We start from the raw sequence: 15,587 nt of genomic DNA on the forward strand, positions 1-15,587 counted from the left end.
GGCTTCCAGCGGGCGGTGTGCCAGCGATTGCAGATCGGCGGCGGCCAGGGCGGCATCGACGACTGCGCCGTCCTCGGCGGACCATTGCCGCAACCAGCTCTGGTGCGGCTGACGCCCGAAGCGGATCAGCTCGGCCGCGGTCAGGCCCTCGGGCGCCGTCACGTTCTGTGGCAGTAAAGCCAGCGCCCGGGCCAGTTCGCGTGCGCCGTAGCTGCGAATATCGCGGCCTTCGAGGGTGATGCGCCCGGCCTGTGGCGTATGCAGGCGTGCCAGCGCGGACAGCAGCGTGGATTTGCCGCAGCCGTTGGGCCCCACAATCGCGGTGACCCGTTCGCGCGGAAAGGCGATATCCAGCTCGCTGAGTACCGGCCGCCGGCCATAGCTCACGCACAGCTTTTCGGCCTGCAGCGGGCTGGTCAGCGACAGGGGCGGCGCGTCGAAAGGCACGGTCATACGCCTATTCTGTGGCCTGGGCGTAGCAGTATCCAGAGCAGCACCGGCGCGCCGACCACGGTGCTGATCAGCCCGACCGGAATCTCGATCGGCGAGAACAGCACCCGCCCGGCCAGATCGGCCGCCACCATGAGCAGGGCGCCGGCCAGCGTGGCGCCCATCAGCGGCACGCCGCGTCGCGAGGACAGATGGCGGGCCACTTCCGGGCCGATCAGCGCGATCAGTCCCACCGGGCCGGCGACCGCCACCGCCAGCGCGGTCAGGCACACCGACAGCGCCAGCGCGCCCAGGCGGATGTAGCGCACGCGAATCCCCAGGCCCTGGGCCACGCCTTCGGAAAAACGCACCACCCCCAGCGCCCGGGCCAGCGCCGCTGCGCCGATCAGGCCAATCACCAGGCCGACGGCGAGCATGTTCAAGGCGAGCGCGCCCACGCCGTTGAGGCTGCCCACCGTCCAGGGATAGGCCGCATTGGCGGCATCGATCGCGCTGCGGGCGAGCATGAGCCGCGTGATCGCATCGAAGGCCGCGCCCACGCCAATGCCCGCTACGAGGAAACGATAGCCCTGCGTGCCGATGCCGCCGGCCAGACCGAAGGCGATGGCGGTGGCCACGCTGGCCCCGACCAGCGCCACGGCCGGCGGCGCGATGCCCAGGCCCACGCCCAGCACCGAGGCCACGGCAAAGGCGGTCGCACCGTTGTCCAGGCCGATGATGCCGGGGGTGGCCAGCCGGTTGCGGGCAAGGGTCTGCATCAGACAGCCCGCCAGCGCGAAGGCCGCCCCGGAGAGCACGCCGGCGAGCAGCCGTGTGGCGCGCAGTTGCTGGAGAACGAATACGTCCATGCCGTCGCCGTAGCCGAACAGCCCGGCGATCGCGGCGCCGGGGGCGATCGATACCTCGCCCAGGCACAGCGACGCCACGCAGGCGGTAAACAGCGCCGCGGCCAGCAGCAGATTGGCCCCGCAGGCCCGCTTGTCGAGCAGCACCGAGCGCCCGCTGCGAGCCGGGCCGAGCGGCAGGCGCCAGCTGCCGGCGGGCGCGATCGTATTCTTTGCCTGCTGGCTGGCCGTATTCATAACGTGGGCAGACGCCGCGAGCGCACGACGGCCACCAGCACCGGCGCGCCGATCAGGGCCGTGAGCACGCCCAGCGGCAGTTCGGAGGGGCGTACGACCAGCCGCGATACCACGTCCGCGCCGAGCGTGAGCGCGGCGCCGATGGGCAGACACAGCCAGAGCGTGGCGCGTACATCCGGGCCGACCAGCGCCCGTGCCACGAAGGGTGCGACCAGGCCGATGAAGGCGATCGGCCCGGCGATGGCGGTGGCCGACCCCACCAGCAGCGCTACGGCCACGACCACCAGCAGGCGAACCAGTCGGGGCCTGTGCCCCAGCCCGCTGGCCACGTGTTCGCCCAGCGCCAGCGCGGCCAGCGGCCGGGCGATACCGATGACCATCAGCGCGGCCACGGCGAGGCCCGGCAGCAGCGCGATCACGTCGGCCGGGCGACGGCCGGCAAAGCTACCCACGACCCAGAACCGGATTTCGTCGGCGGTACGTTCGTCGAACAACAGCACCAGCGAGGTCAGCGCATAGAGCAGGCCGGAAAGCACCGCCCCCGCGAGCACCAGGCGCACCGGATCGTCGCCGGCGCCGCGCACGCGCGAGGCCGCGAGTACGGCCAGACAGCCGGCCAGCGCACCGAGCTGGGCCACCGGTACGCGCAGGGTGGCTGCATCCGCGCCAAGCGCGATGGCGATGGCCACCGCGAAGGTGGCGCCGCCGCTGACCCCCAGCAGGCCGGGCTCGGCCAGCGGGTTGCGGGTGACCGCCTGCAGCAACGCCCCGGCCACCGCCAGTGCGGCGCCTACCAGAACCCCGATCACGGTACGCGGTGCGCGCAGCGATTCGATTGCGAACCAGGCGTTGTCGTCGGCGACGCGTCCGCTGAGCGTGCGCATGAGCGTATCCAGGGACGCGACCGGGCCCACGGCACCGGCGCCGAACAGCAGGCTGGCGGCGCATACGATCAGCGCAACGCCGGTCAGCACTGCGAGCCACAGGCCGACGCGGCGCTGCGGCATGGCGCCAGCAGTGCGGGGCCGCTCGCTCAAGGCCGGGCGGCGATACCCAGCGCGCGGGCGATGTCGTCGAGAATCGCGTCAGCGGCCAGCGGGCCGGAAGCGCTGGTCCAGAGCTGGCCGTCGACGGGTACGACATGATCGCGCTGCACTACGCTCAGGCGTTCGAAGGCCGGCGAGGTGCGGGCCTTGGCCAGCGCGGATTCACCGTCGTCGTTGAGGGTGGCCAGAAACAGCCAGTCGCTGTCGATACGGTCCAGGTTTTCCAGGCTGAGCGGATCGCTATGCGGGCGATCATCGGCGATGTCGTCATGGTCGGCCGTCTCGAAACCGGCCGCGGCCAGCACCCGGCCGCCGAATATTTTCGACGACATGACCAGCGGGCCCTGCGGCATCCAGCGCGCCAGCGTGGCCTCGGTATCGGCCGGTACCTGCGCGCTGATCTGCTCGGCGCGTTTGTCGAAGGCCGCGATGAGTTGTGCGGCCTTGTCTTCGCGGTCGAGCGCGCGTGCGAACAGCCGGGTTTCGTTCTGCCATGCATCGGGGCCGAAGGCGGCGTTCTTTGGCACCACGGTCGGCGCGATCTTCGACAGCAGCCGGTACTGCGGTTCGGACAGGTTTGAAGACGCCAGGATCACGTCCGGACGCTGGGCGACCACGGCTTCGATATTGCTCTCGCGCGCGGTGCCGACGATCGCGATACCCGGCACGCGCGCCTGCGTGTAGTTGGCCACGCTGTTGCCGCCACGCGTAGCCACGGCCGCGACCGGTTTCGTACCCAGGGCCACAGCGGCATCGAGCGCGCCTTCATACAGGGTCACGACACGCTCGGGGCTGCCGTCGATCTCGACCTTGCCATAGGCGGTATCGAGCGCGCGCGCGGCCTGTGCCGGGCAGGCAAAAACGGCCAGAACGAGCATTGCGATGACGCCGAGCGCGCTGCGCCGGCCATTGAAAAACGACATGGGTGAAGCTCCGTGATGGCGCACGGTCGGGATCGCGACCGTGCAGGATAATGCGCGCCGCCGCCTGGAGCCAGCGGCGGCGCGTGCGAAAGGTTTGCCGGAGGGCGTGGGTCGGCGTTCAGAACTCGACGTTCATGCCCAGCCAGTAGCGGCGCCCGTCCTCGACGAAGCCGTATTCTTCGTAGTTAACGTCCTCGTCGAACAGGTTGTAGACGCCGAGGTTGAGCGTGGTGGCATCGGTCAGGGCATAGCCCATGCCGGCGTCCACGAACGTGTAGGACGGTGCGATCAGAGCGCTCTGCGAAGGCCCGGTGGTGGGCTGGCTCTCTTCGCCGCGATAGGTCAGGCGCGCCCAGGAGGCGATGTTCTGCGTGGCCTGCCAGTTGGCCGAGGCGCTGAACAGATGCTTGGGCAGCTGGGTGAGCGGTTCGCCTTCGTATTCGCCGGATTTTTGTTCGGAATCGGTATAGGTATAGCTCACGGATACGTCCACGGTGGTGCTCACCGGGGCCGACAGGGCAACTTCCACGCCCTGGGTGATCGCTTCGTCGACGTTGATGCGATAGGTGGGGTCGGAGCCGAACTGGTTGGCGCCGTCGCTACAGATATCGATCGGGCAGGCCACGCGGGTGATCTTGTCGTCGAAGTCGTTGTGGAACAGCGTCAGGCTGGCGTTGGCGCCCCAGTCGCTGGCATAGAGCAGGGCGATCTCCTTGTTGACCGAGGTTTCCGGTTCCAGGTCGGGGTTGCCGTAGATATTGCCGCCGCGGCTGACCTGGCCAAAGTCGGGCGTGATCTCGCGCAGATCCGGGGCCCGGAAGCCGGTCGACACGCCGCCCTTGAGGGTCCAGTTGCGGGTAGGGTTCCATACGCCGTACAGACGCGGGCTGAGGTGCGAATCGAAGTTCTCGTCGTGGTCCAGGCGCAGCCCGCCGGTGAGCGCGAAGGTGTCGGTGAGCATCCACTCGTCCTCGGCGAACACCGCCCAGATGTCTTTTTCGACATCGGTGAGATCGGAGATCTGGTTGGTGGTGTCGTCGGCCAGTTCCTGGCGTTCCGCGCTGGCGCCGAGGGTCACGACGTGCATGCCCAGGGGCACGACCACGCTGGTCTTGGCCACCGTGTTGGTGATTTCGATTTCGCGGCTCGAGTTTTCTGCCCGCTCGCGCTGGATATAGGAATCGGTGGTGCCGAAGTCCCAGCGGCCCTGGTGGGTCAGGGCGTAATGTTCGCGCGAATAGCGGTTGAAGGAATCGGTACAACCACCGCGACAGCCCGTCACCCGGCCGGAGCGGCCGACGTTCTGTTCGCGTGTCTGTTCCTCGGCGCCGGCTTCTAGGGTGAAGTCCTGGTTGTCGGTGGGCGTGAACGCCAGGCGTGCGGTGAGGTTGCGCAGGTCCTTGCCTTCATAGCCGTCGATGATTTCGTCTTCGGCGCGACGGCTGACCTTGCCGTAGAGCTGCAGGCCCAGCAGGTCCTGCTTGAGCGGGCCGCCGACATAGAAATTCGCGCTCTGACGGTTACCGGAGTCGCCGTCTTCCTGGATAATGGCGTCGGCCTGTACGGCGCCGCCCCAGTCCTCGGGCACCTTGCGGGTGATGATATTGATCACGCCGCCGATGGCGTCGGAGCCGTAGAGCGTGGACATCGGCCCGCGGATGACCTCGATCCGGTCGATGGCCTGCAGCGGCGGCAGAAAATCCTGCTCGAAGCCGGCGCTGCCGTTCGGGCGGGTTTCGCGGGTGTTCTGGCGCTTGCCGTCGACGAGGATCAGCGTATAGGCGCTGGGCATGCCGCGGATGCTGATATCGCGGCCGTTATCGCCCGCGCCGCCGCCGGTGACGATCACGCCGGGTACGTCCTGCAGCGCATCGGTGACGTTGCGGTAGTAGCGTTTTTCGATCTTTTCCTGATCGATCACGCTGATCGAGGCCGGCGCGTCTTCAATCTGCTGTTCATGGCCGGAGGCGGTCACCACGACCTCGCCGAGCGACATCGCCTCCTGGGCGTTCGCGCCCGTACTGCTTCCCACAACAATCGCGACGCACAGCCCTACCCGGGCACGCTGAATACCGGTCATTGATCCCCCAAGGAATTCATTAAATACGAATCATTCTTATTAAGATTGTGCTATAAAGCGGATTGCAATGGATCGAACGCCTGATTGCGTTTACAGCAACACGACCTCCGAGCCCGCAGGGTTCGGCCACAAGCAAGGCACGGAGATGCATCAACTCAACGAGCTGGCGGCCTTCGTTGCCGTGGTCGACAGCGCCAGCCTCACCGCCACGGCACGCCGTATGTCGTTGTCCAAGTCCACCCTGAGCCGGCGTCTGGCACGGCTGGAGGCCCGGGTGGGCCAGCCGCTGCTGCGCCGGCGTGCGAACGGGCTCGAGCCCACCGATGCGGGCTGGGTCTTTGCCGGCTACTGTCGGGACATGCTCGATATCGATCGGGAAAGCCGCTATGCGCTGGAGCAGCTCAGCGAACGGGTGGCCGGCAAGCTGACCGTACACGCGCATCCGCTGTTCATGCGCGGCTGGTTCATGCACAACGTGGAGGCGTTTCTCCAGCGCTTTGCCGAGATCGAGCTCAACCTGCTCACGCTGACCCAGCCACCCGGCAACGGCTCGGGCGTGTCGTTGTGTCTGTGGCCGGGTGAACTCGCCGACTGCGGCCTGCGCTGCGAAGTCGTGGGCCAGCTCAGCCGCGGCATCTATGCGCATCCGGACTACCTGGCTGCGCACGGCACGCCGTCGCATCCGCGCGAGCTGGCCGATCACCGCTGGGTGGATATGCTCGGCGATCGGGGTACGCCGCTGGAGCTGCACAACGACCGCCAGGGCATGGTCTATCGGCTGGCGCCGGTTCGTGCACGGGTGAGAACCGATCAGCTGGTATTGCAGGCCGATGCGATTGCCCGTGGTCAGGGGCTGGGGATCATGCCGGACTGGGCCGCCGCCAAGCGTTCCCAGGCGCACCCGGGCACGCTCAGTCGTTGTCTGGCCGACTGGTCGGTCACGCCGCTTCCAGTGACGCTGGCCTATCCCTACGGCCGGCTGCCGCGGCGCACGGTCTGTCTGCTGGACTACCTGCGCGAGGCCATCCCGCAGGCATGGCGCGCCCAGACGGCCGCTGCCTGAACCGCCCGGCGGCTCTTGTATTGGCGGTTGGTCGGACGCAGCTACGTTCTATTGTCCGCAAACGTATTGTCTTATGCCCAGTCTTTTCGACGGTGCGAGCGCGCGTATCGAAGCCGCGCTCGAGCATATCGATATCTCCGACGATATCGCCCAGCAGCTGGCCCAGCCGGACACTGCGCTCAAGGTGTCGGTACCGCTGCGCCACGACAACGGCGAAATGAAGCTCTACCCCGGCTACCGCGTGCGCTATGACACCACGCTGGGCCCGGCCAAGGGCGGGATTCGTTTTCATCCGGACGTGAACGTCGACGAAGTCTCGACCCTGGCGTTCTGGATGACCATGAAATGCGCCGTGCTCGGCCTACCCTTCGGCGGCGGCAAGGGCGGCATTTCGATCGATCCCAAAGAGCTATCGCCGGCGGAGATGGAACGGCTTTCGCGGGCCTATATCGACAAGATCGCCGACTTCATCGGCCCGGATTCCGATATCCCCGCGCCGGACGTGAATACCAAACCGCGTGTGATGGGCTGGATGATGGACCAGTACCGCATCATCAACCGGGCCGAGGAACGTGCCGTGATCACCGGCAAGCCGGTGGAAATGGGCGGCTCCGAAGGCCGCACCACGGCTACCGGCGACGGCGCCTTCCATACGCTTCAAACGATGATGGAGCGCTGGGAGCGCGAAGCCGACGGCACCACCGTGGCTGTGCAGGGCTTTGGCAACGCCGGCCAGCAGTTCGCACGGTTGTGTGTCGACGCCGGCTACACGGTGGTCGCGGTCAGCGATTCCGGCGGCGCGATCTACGACGAGAACGGTCTGGATATCGATGCCGTGGCCAAGGCCAAACAGTCCAAGGGATCGGTCACCGATGCCGACGCCGAGCAGATATCCAACGACGATCTGATCGCTCTAAAGGTCGACGTGCTCGCGCCCGCCGCGCTGGAAAACGTGATCACCGAGGACAATGCCGCCAACGTGCATGCCGGTGTAATCGTCGAGATCGCCAACGGCCCGGTTGCCAGCGAGGCCGATGCCACGCTCGTCGAAAACGGCGTGCAGGTGCTGCCCGATATCCTCGCCAACGCCGGCGGCGTGACGGTGAGCTACTTCGAATGGGTCCAGAACCGCCAGGCCTGGTACTGGGATGCCGATACCGTGGCCGAGCGCCTGAAAACGCGCATGGTCGATGCTACCCAGCGCGTGGCCGACCGCGCCGAGGAGCTGGATATCGACTACCGCACCGCCGCCTACGTCATCGCTCTGGAAAAACTGGAAAAGGCGGCCGAGGCCCGCGGCACCAGCGCCTTCTTTCGCGACGGCGCCTAGGGCGAGGTAACTCACCCGGCAAAAAGGCACCCCAATGCCGGGTGGGGACGCTGGCTGGGTAGCGCCAAGCGCTGCCTGCGTTCTCCTTGCGCAGGATGGCGCTGCCCCAAGCTGGGCCGCGTATTCGACGTTAGGGTTATGTGCGCGCGTTCCGTGTTGCCTGGCCCGGCTGGCAAGGGCTGTGCAAGCGACTGACTGATCAGCGTATTTTCATCTCTTTCGCTGCAGCGACGCACGTCCGCTGTGGCCCGGTTTTATGCACGTACGGTCGAGGCACTTGACGCACGCCACGGTACGGTGAATTACTGGCGTACGCCGGTGAAATGACGTTTCGATTTTGTCGCGCCGGACGTAATAGAACCAGAATAAACCTAAAAATAAACACGGCCCGTTCGACCCCGTGTCCGTTTGACCGGACCGGGCCCCCTCGACGGCGCCCAGGAGGAGACATGAAAGATCGACGCTGGACCTTGCAGGTCCTGGCGCTCGCGTGCGCGAGCGCGAGCGCATTGGTGGTGGGCTGTTCCGATAGCGATGACAGCATCGACACCGTAGACTCCGGTAACGACACGCTGACGCGTCAGCAGGACAGCCGTGAGTTCGCCGTCAATCGCGAGACGCTGGCATTCGAGGCGATCACCGGGGTCACCACGGATCGCTGGAGCGGCGTCATGGACAGCGGTGCGGGCTATCGCATCGAAGTGCCGGCCGAGGGCAGCTGGAACGGCATGCTCGTGATGTACGCGCACGGCTATCGCGGCGAAGGCAGCGAACTGACGGTGAGCAACCCGAATCTTCGCAACTACTACATCAGCCAGGGCTATGCCTGGGCGGCGTCGAGCTACAGCAAGAACTATTACGACGTTCGCGCCGGCGTGGAAGACACCAACGCCCTGGCCAATGCGTTTGTCGCTATTGCCGAACAGAACGGCCGTACCGTCATGGCGCCGAGCAAGATCTATATCGTCGGCGACTCCATGGGCGGACACGTGGCGGCAGCGGCCGTCGAGGCCGAGACCCAGCGCGAGGCCGCCAATAAGGTGGCGTACGCAGGGGCGGTGCCGCGCTGCGGCGTGGTGGGGGGTACCTACGAGTTCGACTATCTGCTCAATGTCACCTTCGCGGCCCAGCACGTGGCCGACCTGGGCCCGACGAGCTATCCGGCGACCGATTTCGACCAGTCTGAAATCGATGCCGTGCTCTGGACCACGCCCCCCAGCTTTACGCAGCAGGGCGTGCCGACCGCGGCCGGCGAGCGCCTGGAAAACATCGTGCGTACGCTCAGCGGCGGCGACCGGCCGGTCTTCGAGCAGGGCTTTCGTGGCGGCTATTACAACGTCGTAATGGGCACCGGCGGTCGCGATGGCACGGTCAACGGCATTCTCGCCCGCAACCTCAGCGGCAATCAGGATGTGACCTACAACATCGATAACGATCCCGATGCCAGCACGATGGACGAGACCGCCTTCAACGAATCGATCCTGCGTGTCAGCGCCGATCCGAGCGCCAACCCGGCCCGCAGCGACGGCGTACGCTGGATTCCGCGGGTCAACGGCGAGTTCAACGTGCCGGTGGTCACGCTTCACGGTCTGGGCGATTTGTACGTGCCGTTCGTGCACGAGCAGGTCTATCGGCAGCGCGCCGATGCCAGCGGCAGTGGCGACATGCTCGTGCAACGTGCCGTAAGAGCCCCCGGGCACTGCGACTTCACCCAGGCCGAACGTCAGGCGGCATTCGACGCCATGATCAACTGGGAACAGAACAACCAGAAGCCCGCCGGAGACGACGTCGCGCGCAGCGCCGTTTCAAGCGCCGACTATGGTTGTCAGTTCACCACGTCGACCCGGCAGGGCGTCGCGGCCTGCGCGGTGCCTTGAGGCAGCTAGACCGATAACAAGCCGGGGCCTGTGCGCCCCGGCTTTTTTTTGCCCGCAATCCGGTCGGCGAAGCGATCGCGGACCTGAGCGCTTACTTGTTCTTGCTGCTCATGAGGCTGGCTACCGTGGTCACCACCAGAATGCCGATGATGACCGACAGCGACAGCCAGATCGGGATTTCGGGCACCAGATGCACTTCCTGGCCGCCGTTGATGAAGGGCAGCTCATTGGTGTGCAGGGCATGGATCATCAGCTTGACGCCGATGAAGCCGAGAATGACGGCAAGCCCCAGCGACAGATAGACCAGCCGGTCCAGCAGTCCACCCAGCAGGAAGTAGAGCTGGATCAGGCCGAGCAGGGCGAAGGCGTTGGCGGTGAACACGATATAGGGCTCCTTGGTGAGCCCGTAGATGGCCGGGATCGAGTCCAGCGCGAACAGGATATCGGTGGCACCGATGGCGATCATCACGATCAGCATCGGGGTAATGAGGCGCTTGCCGTTCTGGATCGTGGTCAGGCGCGTGCCGTCGTACTCGTCGGTGGCCGGCAGGTACTTCTGTGCCAACCGCACCATGATGTTGGGTTCGTATTCCTCGTCTTCGTCGTGCTTGGTGCGCGCCAGGCTCCAGGCCGTATACAGCAGGAAGAGGCCGAAGATATAGAACACCCAGGAGAAGTTCTCGATCGCGGCGGCGCCTAGGGCGATGAAGATCGTACGCAGAATCAGCGCGATCACCACGCCCACCAGCAGCACTTTCTGCTGATATTCGGCGGGTACGTTGAACGAGGCCATGATGATCACGAACACGAACAGGTTGTCGACCGAGAGACTTTTTTCGGTGATATAGCCGGCGAAATACTCGATGCCGTGGTCGTGGCCCCACACCATCCAAAGGCCGATGCCGAAGATGATGGCCAGCACCACATAGAAGATCGACCAGCCGCCGGCCTCTTTCAAAGAAGGGGCATGCGGGGTGCGCACATGGGCGAAGAAGTCGAAGATCAACAACGCCAGGATACCGGCGATCGTCGCGCCCCAGACCCAGAAAGGTACATCCATCGCTTGATTCTCTTTTGCGTAAGTCTCGGCCGAGCCCGTCGCCGGCCGATGCGGGCATGGTATGCGCCCTGTCATCAAAGGCTTGTTAAGAACGGGTCGATGCGTTCGGGCCGGGCGTGGGCCAAGTGGAATCTGGTTCCGAAAATCTGAATATCCACAATCCCGGTGCTATCTTACGCGCATCCAAACCGGGGGGATTTCAATGTTTCAATACAAGCAGCGCGACGGCGGGGAAACGCCGTACTGGGGCGCAGGCCCGTTCAAGGTTCGGCTGCCGTTTCTGCACTACCGCTTCGAATGGCCGGACTATCTGCAGGGACTGCTGATGTGCGCGGTCGACCTGGCCGCCATTCCCTTGATGATGGATCTACTGGGCATGCCGTTCGAGGCGGCCCTGGCCGTGGTCATGCTCAACGGCCTGTTCTATCTCACCCATCATCTGCTGGGCGACCCGGTGGTGCCCGGCTGGATCACGCCGGCCATTCCGCTGCTCATCGCCTACTGCGAAGGCTTTCCGGAGGGCGTGGACCGCGTGCATGCGCTGATTGCCTTCCAGTTCATGCTCGGCACGCTGTCCATCGGCCTGGGCGCGACCGGCATGGCCAAACACGTGGTGCGCTTCGTACCGCCCGCGCTCAAGGCCGGCATCATCATGGGTGCGGGCCTGGCTGCGGTGAACAGCGTATTCGCCGACGGCGGGCGCTTCTGGACGTTCCCGTTCACCATTTCCATTGCCGTGGGCTTGGCGTTCCTGCTGATCTTTTCGCGCGGCTTCAGCGTGCTCAAGCAGCGCAACGCCGTGTTCGGCCTGATCGGCAAGCTGGGCATCTTCCCCATCATCGCCCTGGCCATCATCATCGCGCCGATGTTCGGCGAAGCGCCCTGGCCCGACGTGGAGTGGGGTTTCTCCAAGCCGGACTTCGTGACCCTGTGGACCGAGTACACCGTGTTCGGGGTCGGCCTGCCGCCGGCCTGGTTCTTCATCCAGGCGCTGCCCATGGTCGGTGCGACCTATATCGTGCTCTTCGGCGACGTGCTCCAGTCCAAGGCGCTGCTCGACGAGGCCGACGGTTCGCGTCCGGACGAGCAGATCGACTACAGCCCGGACCGTGCCCACATGATCTTTGGCGCGCGTAACGCAGGCATGAGCATCATCGGCCCGGACGTGGCCATGTGCGGGCCGCTGTGGGCGGCGATGCACGTGGTGATCGTGGAGCGCTACAAGGAAGGCCGCAAGGCCATGGATTCGATCTTCGGCGGCGCCGGGTCGTTTCGCTGGGGGACGAATACCGGCCTGCTGCTATTGCCGATCGTGTCCATCATCCAGCCGATCCTCGGCGTGGCACTGGCATTGACGCTGCTGCTGCAGGGCTATGTATCGGTGCGTATCGGCATCATGGAAGCGCGCAGCCAGCGCGATCTGGGCATTGCCGGCGTAACCGCTGGCGTGCTCGTCACCCAGGGCGCGGCCTGGGCGTTCGGCGTGGGTATCGGCCTGTGCCTGCTGATCTACGGCAAGCGCTTCTTCTCCGGCGAGATCGACGAAACCTTCGTCAAGGACGTCGACAAGGAGGCGCTAGAGCATCAGCGCAAGGTCTAGGCCGGCTGCGCGCATTCTGTGGCACTGGTTAGAATGCGTGCCCCGCCCGCCAACGCTTCGTCTGCCATGACCGAAAACAAAGCGCCCGCTGATCTCGCCATTCGTAGTCTGTGCGTGTATTGCGGCTCCCGTGACGGGGCGCGCCCGGTGTATCGCGAGGCCGCCGCGGCCCTGGGCGCTGCCATTGCCCGGGCCGGCGTGCGGCTCGTCTATGGCGGGGCGCGGGTCGGCTTGATGGGGGTGGTCGCCGACGCCGCGCTGGCCGCCGGGGGCGACGTATATGGCGTCATTCCACGCTCGATGACCGATCGCGAACTCGCGCATACGGGGCTGACCGAACTCAACGTGGTGGAAACCATGCATCAGCGCAAGCTGGCGATGATCGAGGCCGCCGACGGCTTCATCGCCATGCCGGGCGGCTTCGGCACGCTCGAGGAGCTGTTCGAGGTGCTGACCTGGCATCAGCTGGGCTGGCACGACAAACCCTGCGGCCTGCTCGACGTCGACGGCTTCTACGGGCCGCTGGCCAACTGCATCGCGCATATGCAGGATGAAGGTTTCTTGTCGGCCGTCCATGCACAACGCCTGCAGCGTGCGCCTGACGCCGACGCCCTACTCGCCATGATGGGTGTCACCGCCCGCGCCTGAACGGGCCGTCGAAAACAACGGGAGAAAAGGCATGAGCCAGAGCCAGGACAGCGTGTCCTCCAACCAGCAGGAGGCCCATTCGACCAGCCTTGCCGGACGTATCGGGCTGTTCCTCGGTCCGCTTTTCATGCTGGCCGTGCTCGTGCTCCCAGCACCCGCCGGCATGGACGCTGCGGCCTGGCACTGTGCCGGTCTGGCGTTGTTCATGGCCACCTGGTGGGCGACCGAAGCGATCCCCATCCCGGCCACGTCGCTGCTGCCGCTTGCCATCGGCCCGGCAATCGGGGTGGGCGGCATCGAGGATCTGGCTGCCTCCTATGCCGACGACATCATCTTCCTGTTTCTGGGCGGTTTTCTGCTCGGCCTGGCGATGCAGCGCTGGAATCTGCACCGGCGTATCGCTCTGGCTACCCTGCTGGCCGTGGGCTCGAGCCCGGCCCGCCAGATCGCCGGCTTCATGATCGCCACCGGCTTCATCAGCATGTGGGTATCCAATACGGCCACCTCGATCATGATGCTGCCGATCGGCATGTCGGTGGTGAGCCTCATGGCCGAGGAAGACTCGCCGGCGGTGGATCGCTATGCCACCCGTCTGCTGCTGGGTATTGCCTATGCGGCATCGATCGGCGGCGTGGCCACGCTCATCGGTACGCCGCCGAACGCGCTGCTGGCGGGCTATCTGTCGTCGGATCAGGGCATCGATATCGGTTTCGCGCAGTGGATGGTCGTGGGCATCCCGGTATCCATCGCGATGATGGCCGCGGCCTGGGTCTGGCTGACCTGGGGCGGCTTCGACCTGGATAACAGCCAGGCCGGGCGCGACATGCTCAAGGACGAAATGCGCCAGCTCGGTGGCCTGACCACCGCCGAGAAACGCGTGGGCGGCATGTTTCTGCTCGCCGCGGGGCTGTGGATATTCCGGCCGTTGATCAACAACGCCGGGGTCGACTGGCTCTCCGATGCCATGATCGCCATCTTCATCGGCGTGGCCCTGTTCGTGATTCCCGCGGGCAGCGGCCGGGTCGGCCCCGATCGCAAGCAGGCCAACACCGGCCGGCTGATGAACTGGGAAAACGAAGCCAACGTGCCCTGGGGCGTGCTGCTGCTGTTCGGCGGCGGGCTGGCGCTCGCGGGCGCGATCAAGGACACCGGCCTGGCCGAGTGGATTGCCACCCAGATGGAAATCTTTGGCGTGCTGCCGGGCGTGCTGCTCGTGGGTGCGGTGGTGCTGGTGATCATTTCGCTCACCGAGGTCAGCTCGAATACGGCGACCGCCGCGGTGTTCATGCCGCTGCTCGGCGCGCTGGCGGGTTCGGTGGGCGTGGACGTGCTGCTGCTGACCGTGCCGGCCGCGATCGCGGCCAGCTGTGCGTTCATGATGCCGGTGGCCACGCCGCCCAACGCCATCGTGTTCGCGACCGGGCGCATGAAGATCCAGTCGATGATGCAGGCGGGCTTCGCGCTCAATATCGTCTGTGTCGTGCTTGCCACGCTGGTGCCGTACTTGATCATCAGCATGTTCTGGTAACAGGCCATGGCGCGGCCGATCTCGGCGCCGGCTGTCGTGGCCGGCGTGCCCGACTTCATTGCCATCGACGTGGAAACCGCGAACCACGACGCGGGCAGCATCTGCCAGATCGGCTTCGCAACCTTTGCCGACGGCGTTCTGGTCGATAACTGGTCCTGGCTGATCAACCCCCAGACCTGGTTTTCGACCCACAACATCGGTATTCACGGTATCCGGGCCGCGGATGTCGCCGCCGCGCCGAGCTGGCCCGAGGTCCACGCCGAGATCGCGGCCCTGCTGACCGGGCGAATCGTGGTGTCACATACGGCCTTCGATGTCACCGCCACCGCGCGGGCCTGTGCCCGCTACGATTTGCCGCTGCTGGGCGCATACTGGCTGGACTCCGCCCGCGTGGCGCGCCGCGCCTTTGCCCGGTTCGCCCGGCGGGGCTGGGGGCTGGCCAGCCTGAGCGAGTATCTGGCCATCGAGTTCGACCACCACGACGCCGGCGAAGACGCCCGCGCGGCTGGCCTGGTGGTGTTGGCGGCGGTCGAGGCCAGCGGTCGATCGGTGGCCGACTGGCTGACCGATGCCCACCGCCCGCTGCGCGAATTCGCCGGCTGAGCCGACGGCCCGGCCGGCCGTCTGGTGCTGCCGGCTTCGGTCGGTTGCATCTGTGCCGGCGGTGTCGGCGGTATAGTCGTTAGCCTAACGCGTCGAGATACTCTGCCTGTGCCCCATCGTTTCAGCCCGCGTCTGCCTGCGCCAAGCCAGTGGCTTACGCCGCTGCATACACGCCTGCGCGACTGGATCGTGGGCGTGGTGGCGACCACCGAGGATTTCGGCATCGACTACGATGCCCCGGTCGGCGATCCGGGGCTGTTCGGCCCGGATAGCGTGACCTGGAAGATCCACGGCGAC

The 15,587-nt window shown here is 66.0% G+C and carries 13 protein-coding genes and 1 pseudogene; 8 read left to right on the top strand and 6 right to left on the bottom strand.

The window, feature by feature from the left end; genetic code table 11:
* The 5 genes from ABNU97_RS14245 to ABNU97_RS14265 all read right to left on the bottom strand — a co-directional run.
* A partial coding sequence (locus tag ABNU97_RS14245) for an ABC transporter ATP-binding protein (protein WP_348767353.1) occupies nucleotides 1-453 on the bottom strand: 453 nt, incomplete at its 3' end.
* Entirely contained in the window at nucleotides 450-1,532 is a 1,083-nt protein-coding gene (locus ABNU97_RS14250; RefSeq protein ID WP_348767354.1) for an iron ABC transporter permease, read from the bottom strand. The genes ABNU97_RS14250 and ABNU97_RS14245, both read right to left, overlap by 4 nt.
* Nucleotides 1,529-2,539, bottom strand: coding sequence for an iron ABC transporter permease (locus ABNU97_RS14255; protein WP_348767355.1), 1,011 nt, complete (start codon nucleotides 2,537-2,539; stop codon nucleotides 1,529-1,531). The genes ABNU97_RS14250 and ABNU97_RS14255 overlap by 4 nt, the downstream gene beginning before the upstream one ends.
* Before the next feature lie 26 nt (nucleotides 2,540-2,565).
* Nucleotides 2,566-3,501, bottom strand: coding sequence for an iron-siderophore ABC transporter substrate-binding protein (locus ABNU97_RS14260; protein ID WP_348767356.1), 936 nt, complete (start codon nucleotides 3,499-3,501; stop codon nucleotides 2,566-2,568).
* Between the two features lie 118 nt (nucleotides 3,502-3,619).
* Nucleotides 3,620-5,581, bottom strand: a complete 1,962-nt coding sequence (locus ABNU97_RS14265; RefSeq protein ID WP_348767357.1) for a ligand-gated channel protein — start codon at nucleotides 5,579-5,581, stop codon at nucleotides 3,620-3,622.
* 145 nt (nucleotides 5,582-5,726) lie between these two features.
* Here ABNU97_RS14265 and ABNU97_RS14270 point away from each other — a divergent pair, with 145 nt between their 5' ends.
* From ABNU97_RS14270 to ABNU97_RS14280, 3 genes are all read left to right on the top strand, one after another.
* The gene (locus tag ABNU97_RS14270; protein ID WP_348767358.1) at nucleotides 5,727-6,644 is read left to right on the top strand and encodes a LysR family transcriptional regulator; all 918 of its coding nucleotides are present in this window, start codon (nucleotides 5,727-5,729) and stop codon (nucleotides 6,642-6,644) included.
* Nucleotides 6,645-6,717: 73 nt separating this feature from the next.
* The gene (locus tag ABNU97_RS14275) at nucleotides 6,718-7,974 is read left to right on the top strand and encodes a Glu/Leu/Phe/Val dehydrogenase (RefSeq protein ID WP_348767359.1); all 1,257 of its coding nucleotides are present in this window, start codon (nucleotides 6,718-6,720) and stop codon (nucleotides 7,972-7,974) included.
* Nucleotides 7,975-8,423: 449 nt separating this feature from the next.
* Nucleotides 8,424-9,851, top strand: coding sequence for an alpha/beta hydrolase (locus ABNU97_RS14280; protein ID WP_348767360.1), 1,428 nt, complete (start codon nucleotides 8,424-8,426; stop codon nucleotides 9,849-9,851).
* A 91-nt stretch (nucleotides 9,852-9,942) separates the two neighbouring features.
* Here ABNU97_RS14280 and ABNU97_RS14285 read toward each other — a convergent pair whose 3' ends face one another.
* A complete protein-coding gene (locus tag ABNU97_RS14285; protein ID WP_348767361.1) occupies nucleotides 9,943-10,911 on the bottom strand; it encodes a TerC family protein in 969 nt (322 codons plus the stop codon).
* A gap of 202 nt (nucleotides 10,912-11,113) precedes the next feature.
* On the opposite strand from ABNU97_RS14285, the gene ABNU97_RS14290 reads away from it, so the two are divergent.
* The 5 genes and pseudogenes from ABNU97_RS14290 to ABNU97_RS14310 form a co-directional block, all read left to right on the top strand.
* A complete protein-coding gene (locus ABNU97_RS14290) occupies nucleotides 11,114-12,511 on the top strand; it encodes a hypothetical protein (protein WP_348767362.1) in 1,398 nt (465 codons plus the stop codon).
* Nucleotides 12,512-12,577: 66 nt separating this feature from the next.
* Nucleotides 12,578-13,159 (top strand): TIGR00730 family Rossman fold protein, encoded by a 582-nt coding sequence (locus ABNU97_RS14295; protein WP_348767363.1) that lies wholly within the window; start codon nucleotides 12,578-12,580, stop codon nucleotides 13,157-13,159.
* A gap of 31 nt (nucleotides 13,160-13,190) precedes the next feature.
* Complete coding sequence (locus ABNU97_RS14300; protein WP_348767364.1) at nucleotides 13,191-14,687, top strand: DASS family sodium-coupled anion symporter; 1,497 nt, start codon at nucleotides 13,191-13,193, stop codon at nucleotides 14,685-14,687.
* Nucleotides 14,688-14,693: 6 nt separating this feature from the next.
* Nucleotides 14,694-15,290: an exonuclease domain-containing protein gene (locus ABNU97_RS14305; protein ID WP_348767365.1), complete on the top strand. Its 597-nt coding sequence runs from the start codon at nucleotides 14,694-14,696 to the stop codon at nucleotides 15,288-15,290.
* A gap of 108 nt (nucleotides 15,291-15,398) precedes the next feature.
* A pseudogene (locus tag ABNU97_RS14310) lies at nucleotides 15,399-15,587 on the top strand (hypothetical protein); the annotation flags it as partial.

It is taken from the genome of uncultured Salinisphaera sp., from assembly GCF_964012375.1.
GTDB lineage: Bacteria > Pseudomonadota > Gammaproteobacteria > Nevskiales > Salinisphaeraceae > Salinisphaera.

Excerpts from the sequence above, each read along its gene's own strand:
- ABNU97_RS14275 (WP_348767359.1), top strand. The coding sequence starts at position 6,718 with ATGCCCAGTCTTTTCGACGGTGCGAGCGCGCGTATCGAAGCCGCGCTC.
- ABNU97_RS14285 (WP_348767361.1), bottom strand. The coding sequence starts at position 10,911 with ATGGATGTACCTTTCTGGGTCTGGGGCGCGACGATCGCCGGTATCCTG.
- ABNU97_RS14300 (WP_348767364.1), top strand. The coding sequence starts at position 13,191 with ATGAGCCAGAGCCAGGACAGCGTGTCCTCCAACCAGCAGGAGGCCCAT.
- ABNU97_RS14250 (WP_348767354.1), bottom strand. The coding sequence starts at position 1,532 with ATGAATACGGCCAGCCAGCAGGCAAAGAATACGATCGCGCCCGCCGGC.
- ABNU97_RS14270 (WP_348767358.1), top strand. The coding sequence starts at position 5,727 with ATGCATCAACTCAACGAGCTGGCGGCCTTCGTTGCCGTGGTCGACAGC.
- ABNU97_RS14305 (WP_348767365.1), top strand. The coding sequence starts at position 14,694 with ATGGCGCGGCCGATCTCGGCGCCGGCTGTCGTGGCCGGCGTGCCCGAC.
- ABNU97_RS14265 (WP_348767357.1), bottom strand. The coding sequence starts at position 5,581 with ATGACCGGTATTCAGCGTGCCCGGGTAGGGCTGTGCGTCGCGATTGTT.
- ABNU97_RS14280 (WP_348767360.1), top strand. The coding sequence starts at position 8,424 with ATGAAAGATCGACGCTGGACCTTGCAGGTCCTGGCGCTCGCGTGCGCG.
- ABNU97_RS14260 (WP_348767356.1), bottom strand. The coding sequence starts at position 3,501 with ATGTCGTTTTTCAATGGCCGGCGCAGCGCGCTCGGCGTCATCGCAATG.
- ABNU97_RS14295 (WP_348767363.1), top strand. The coding sequence starts at position 12,578 with ATGACCGAAAACAAAGCGCCCGCTGATCTCGCCATTCGTAGTCTGTGC.
- ABNU97_RS14255 (WP_348767355.1), bottom strand. The coding sequence starts at position 2,539 with ATGCCGCAGCGCCGCGTCGGCCTGTGGCTCGCAGTGCTGACCGGCGTT.
- ABNU97_RS14290 (WP_348767362.1), top strand. The coding sequence starts at position 11,114 with ATGTTTCAATACAAGCAGCGCGACGGCGGGGAAACGCCGTACTGGGGC.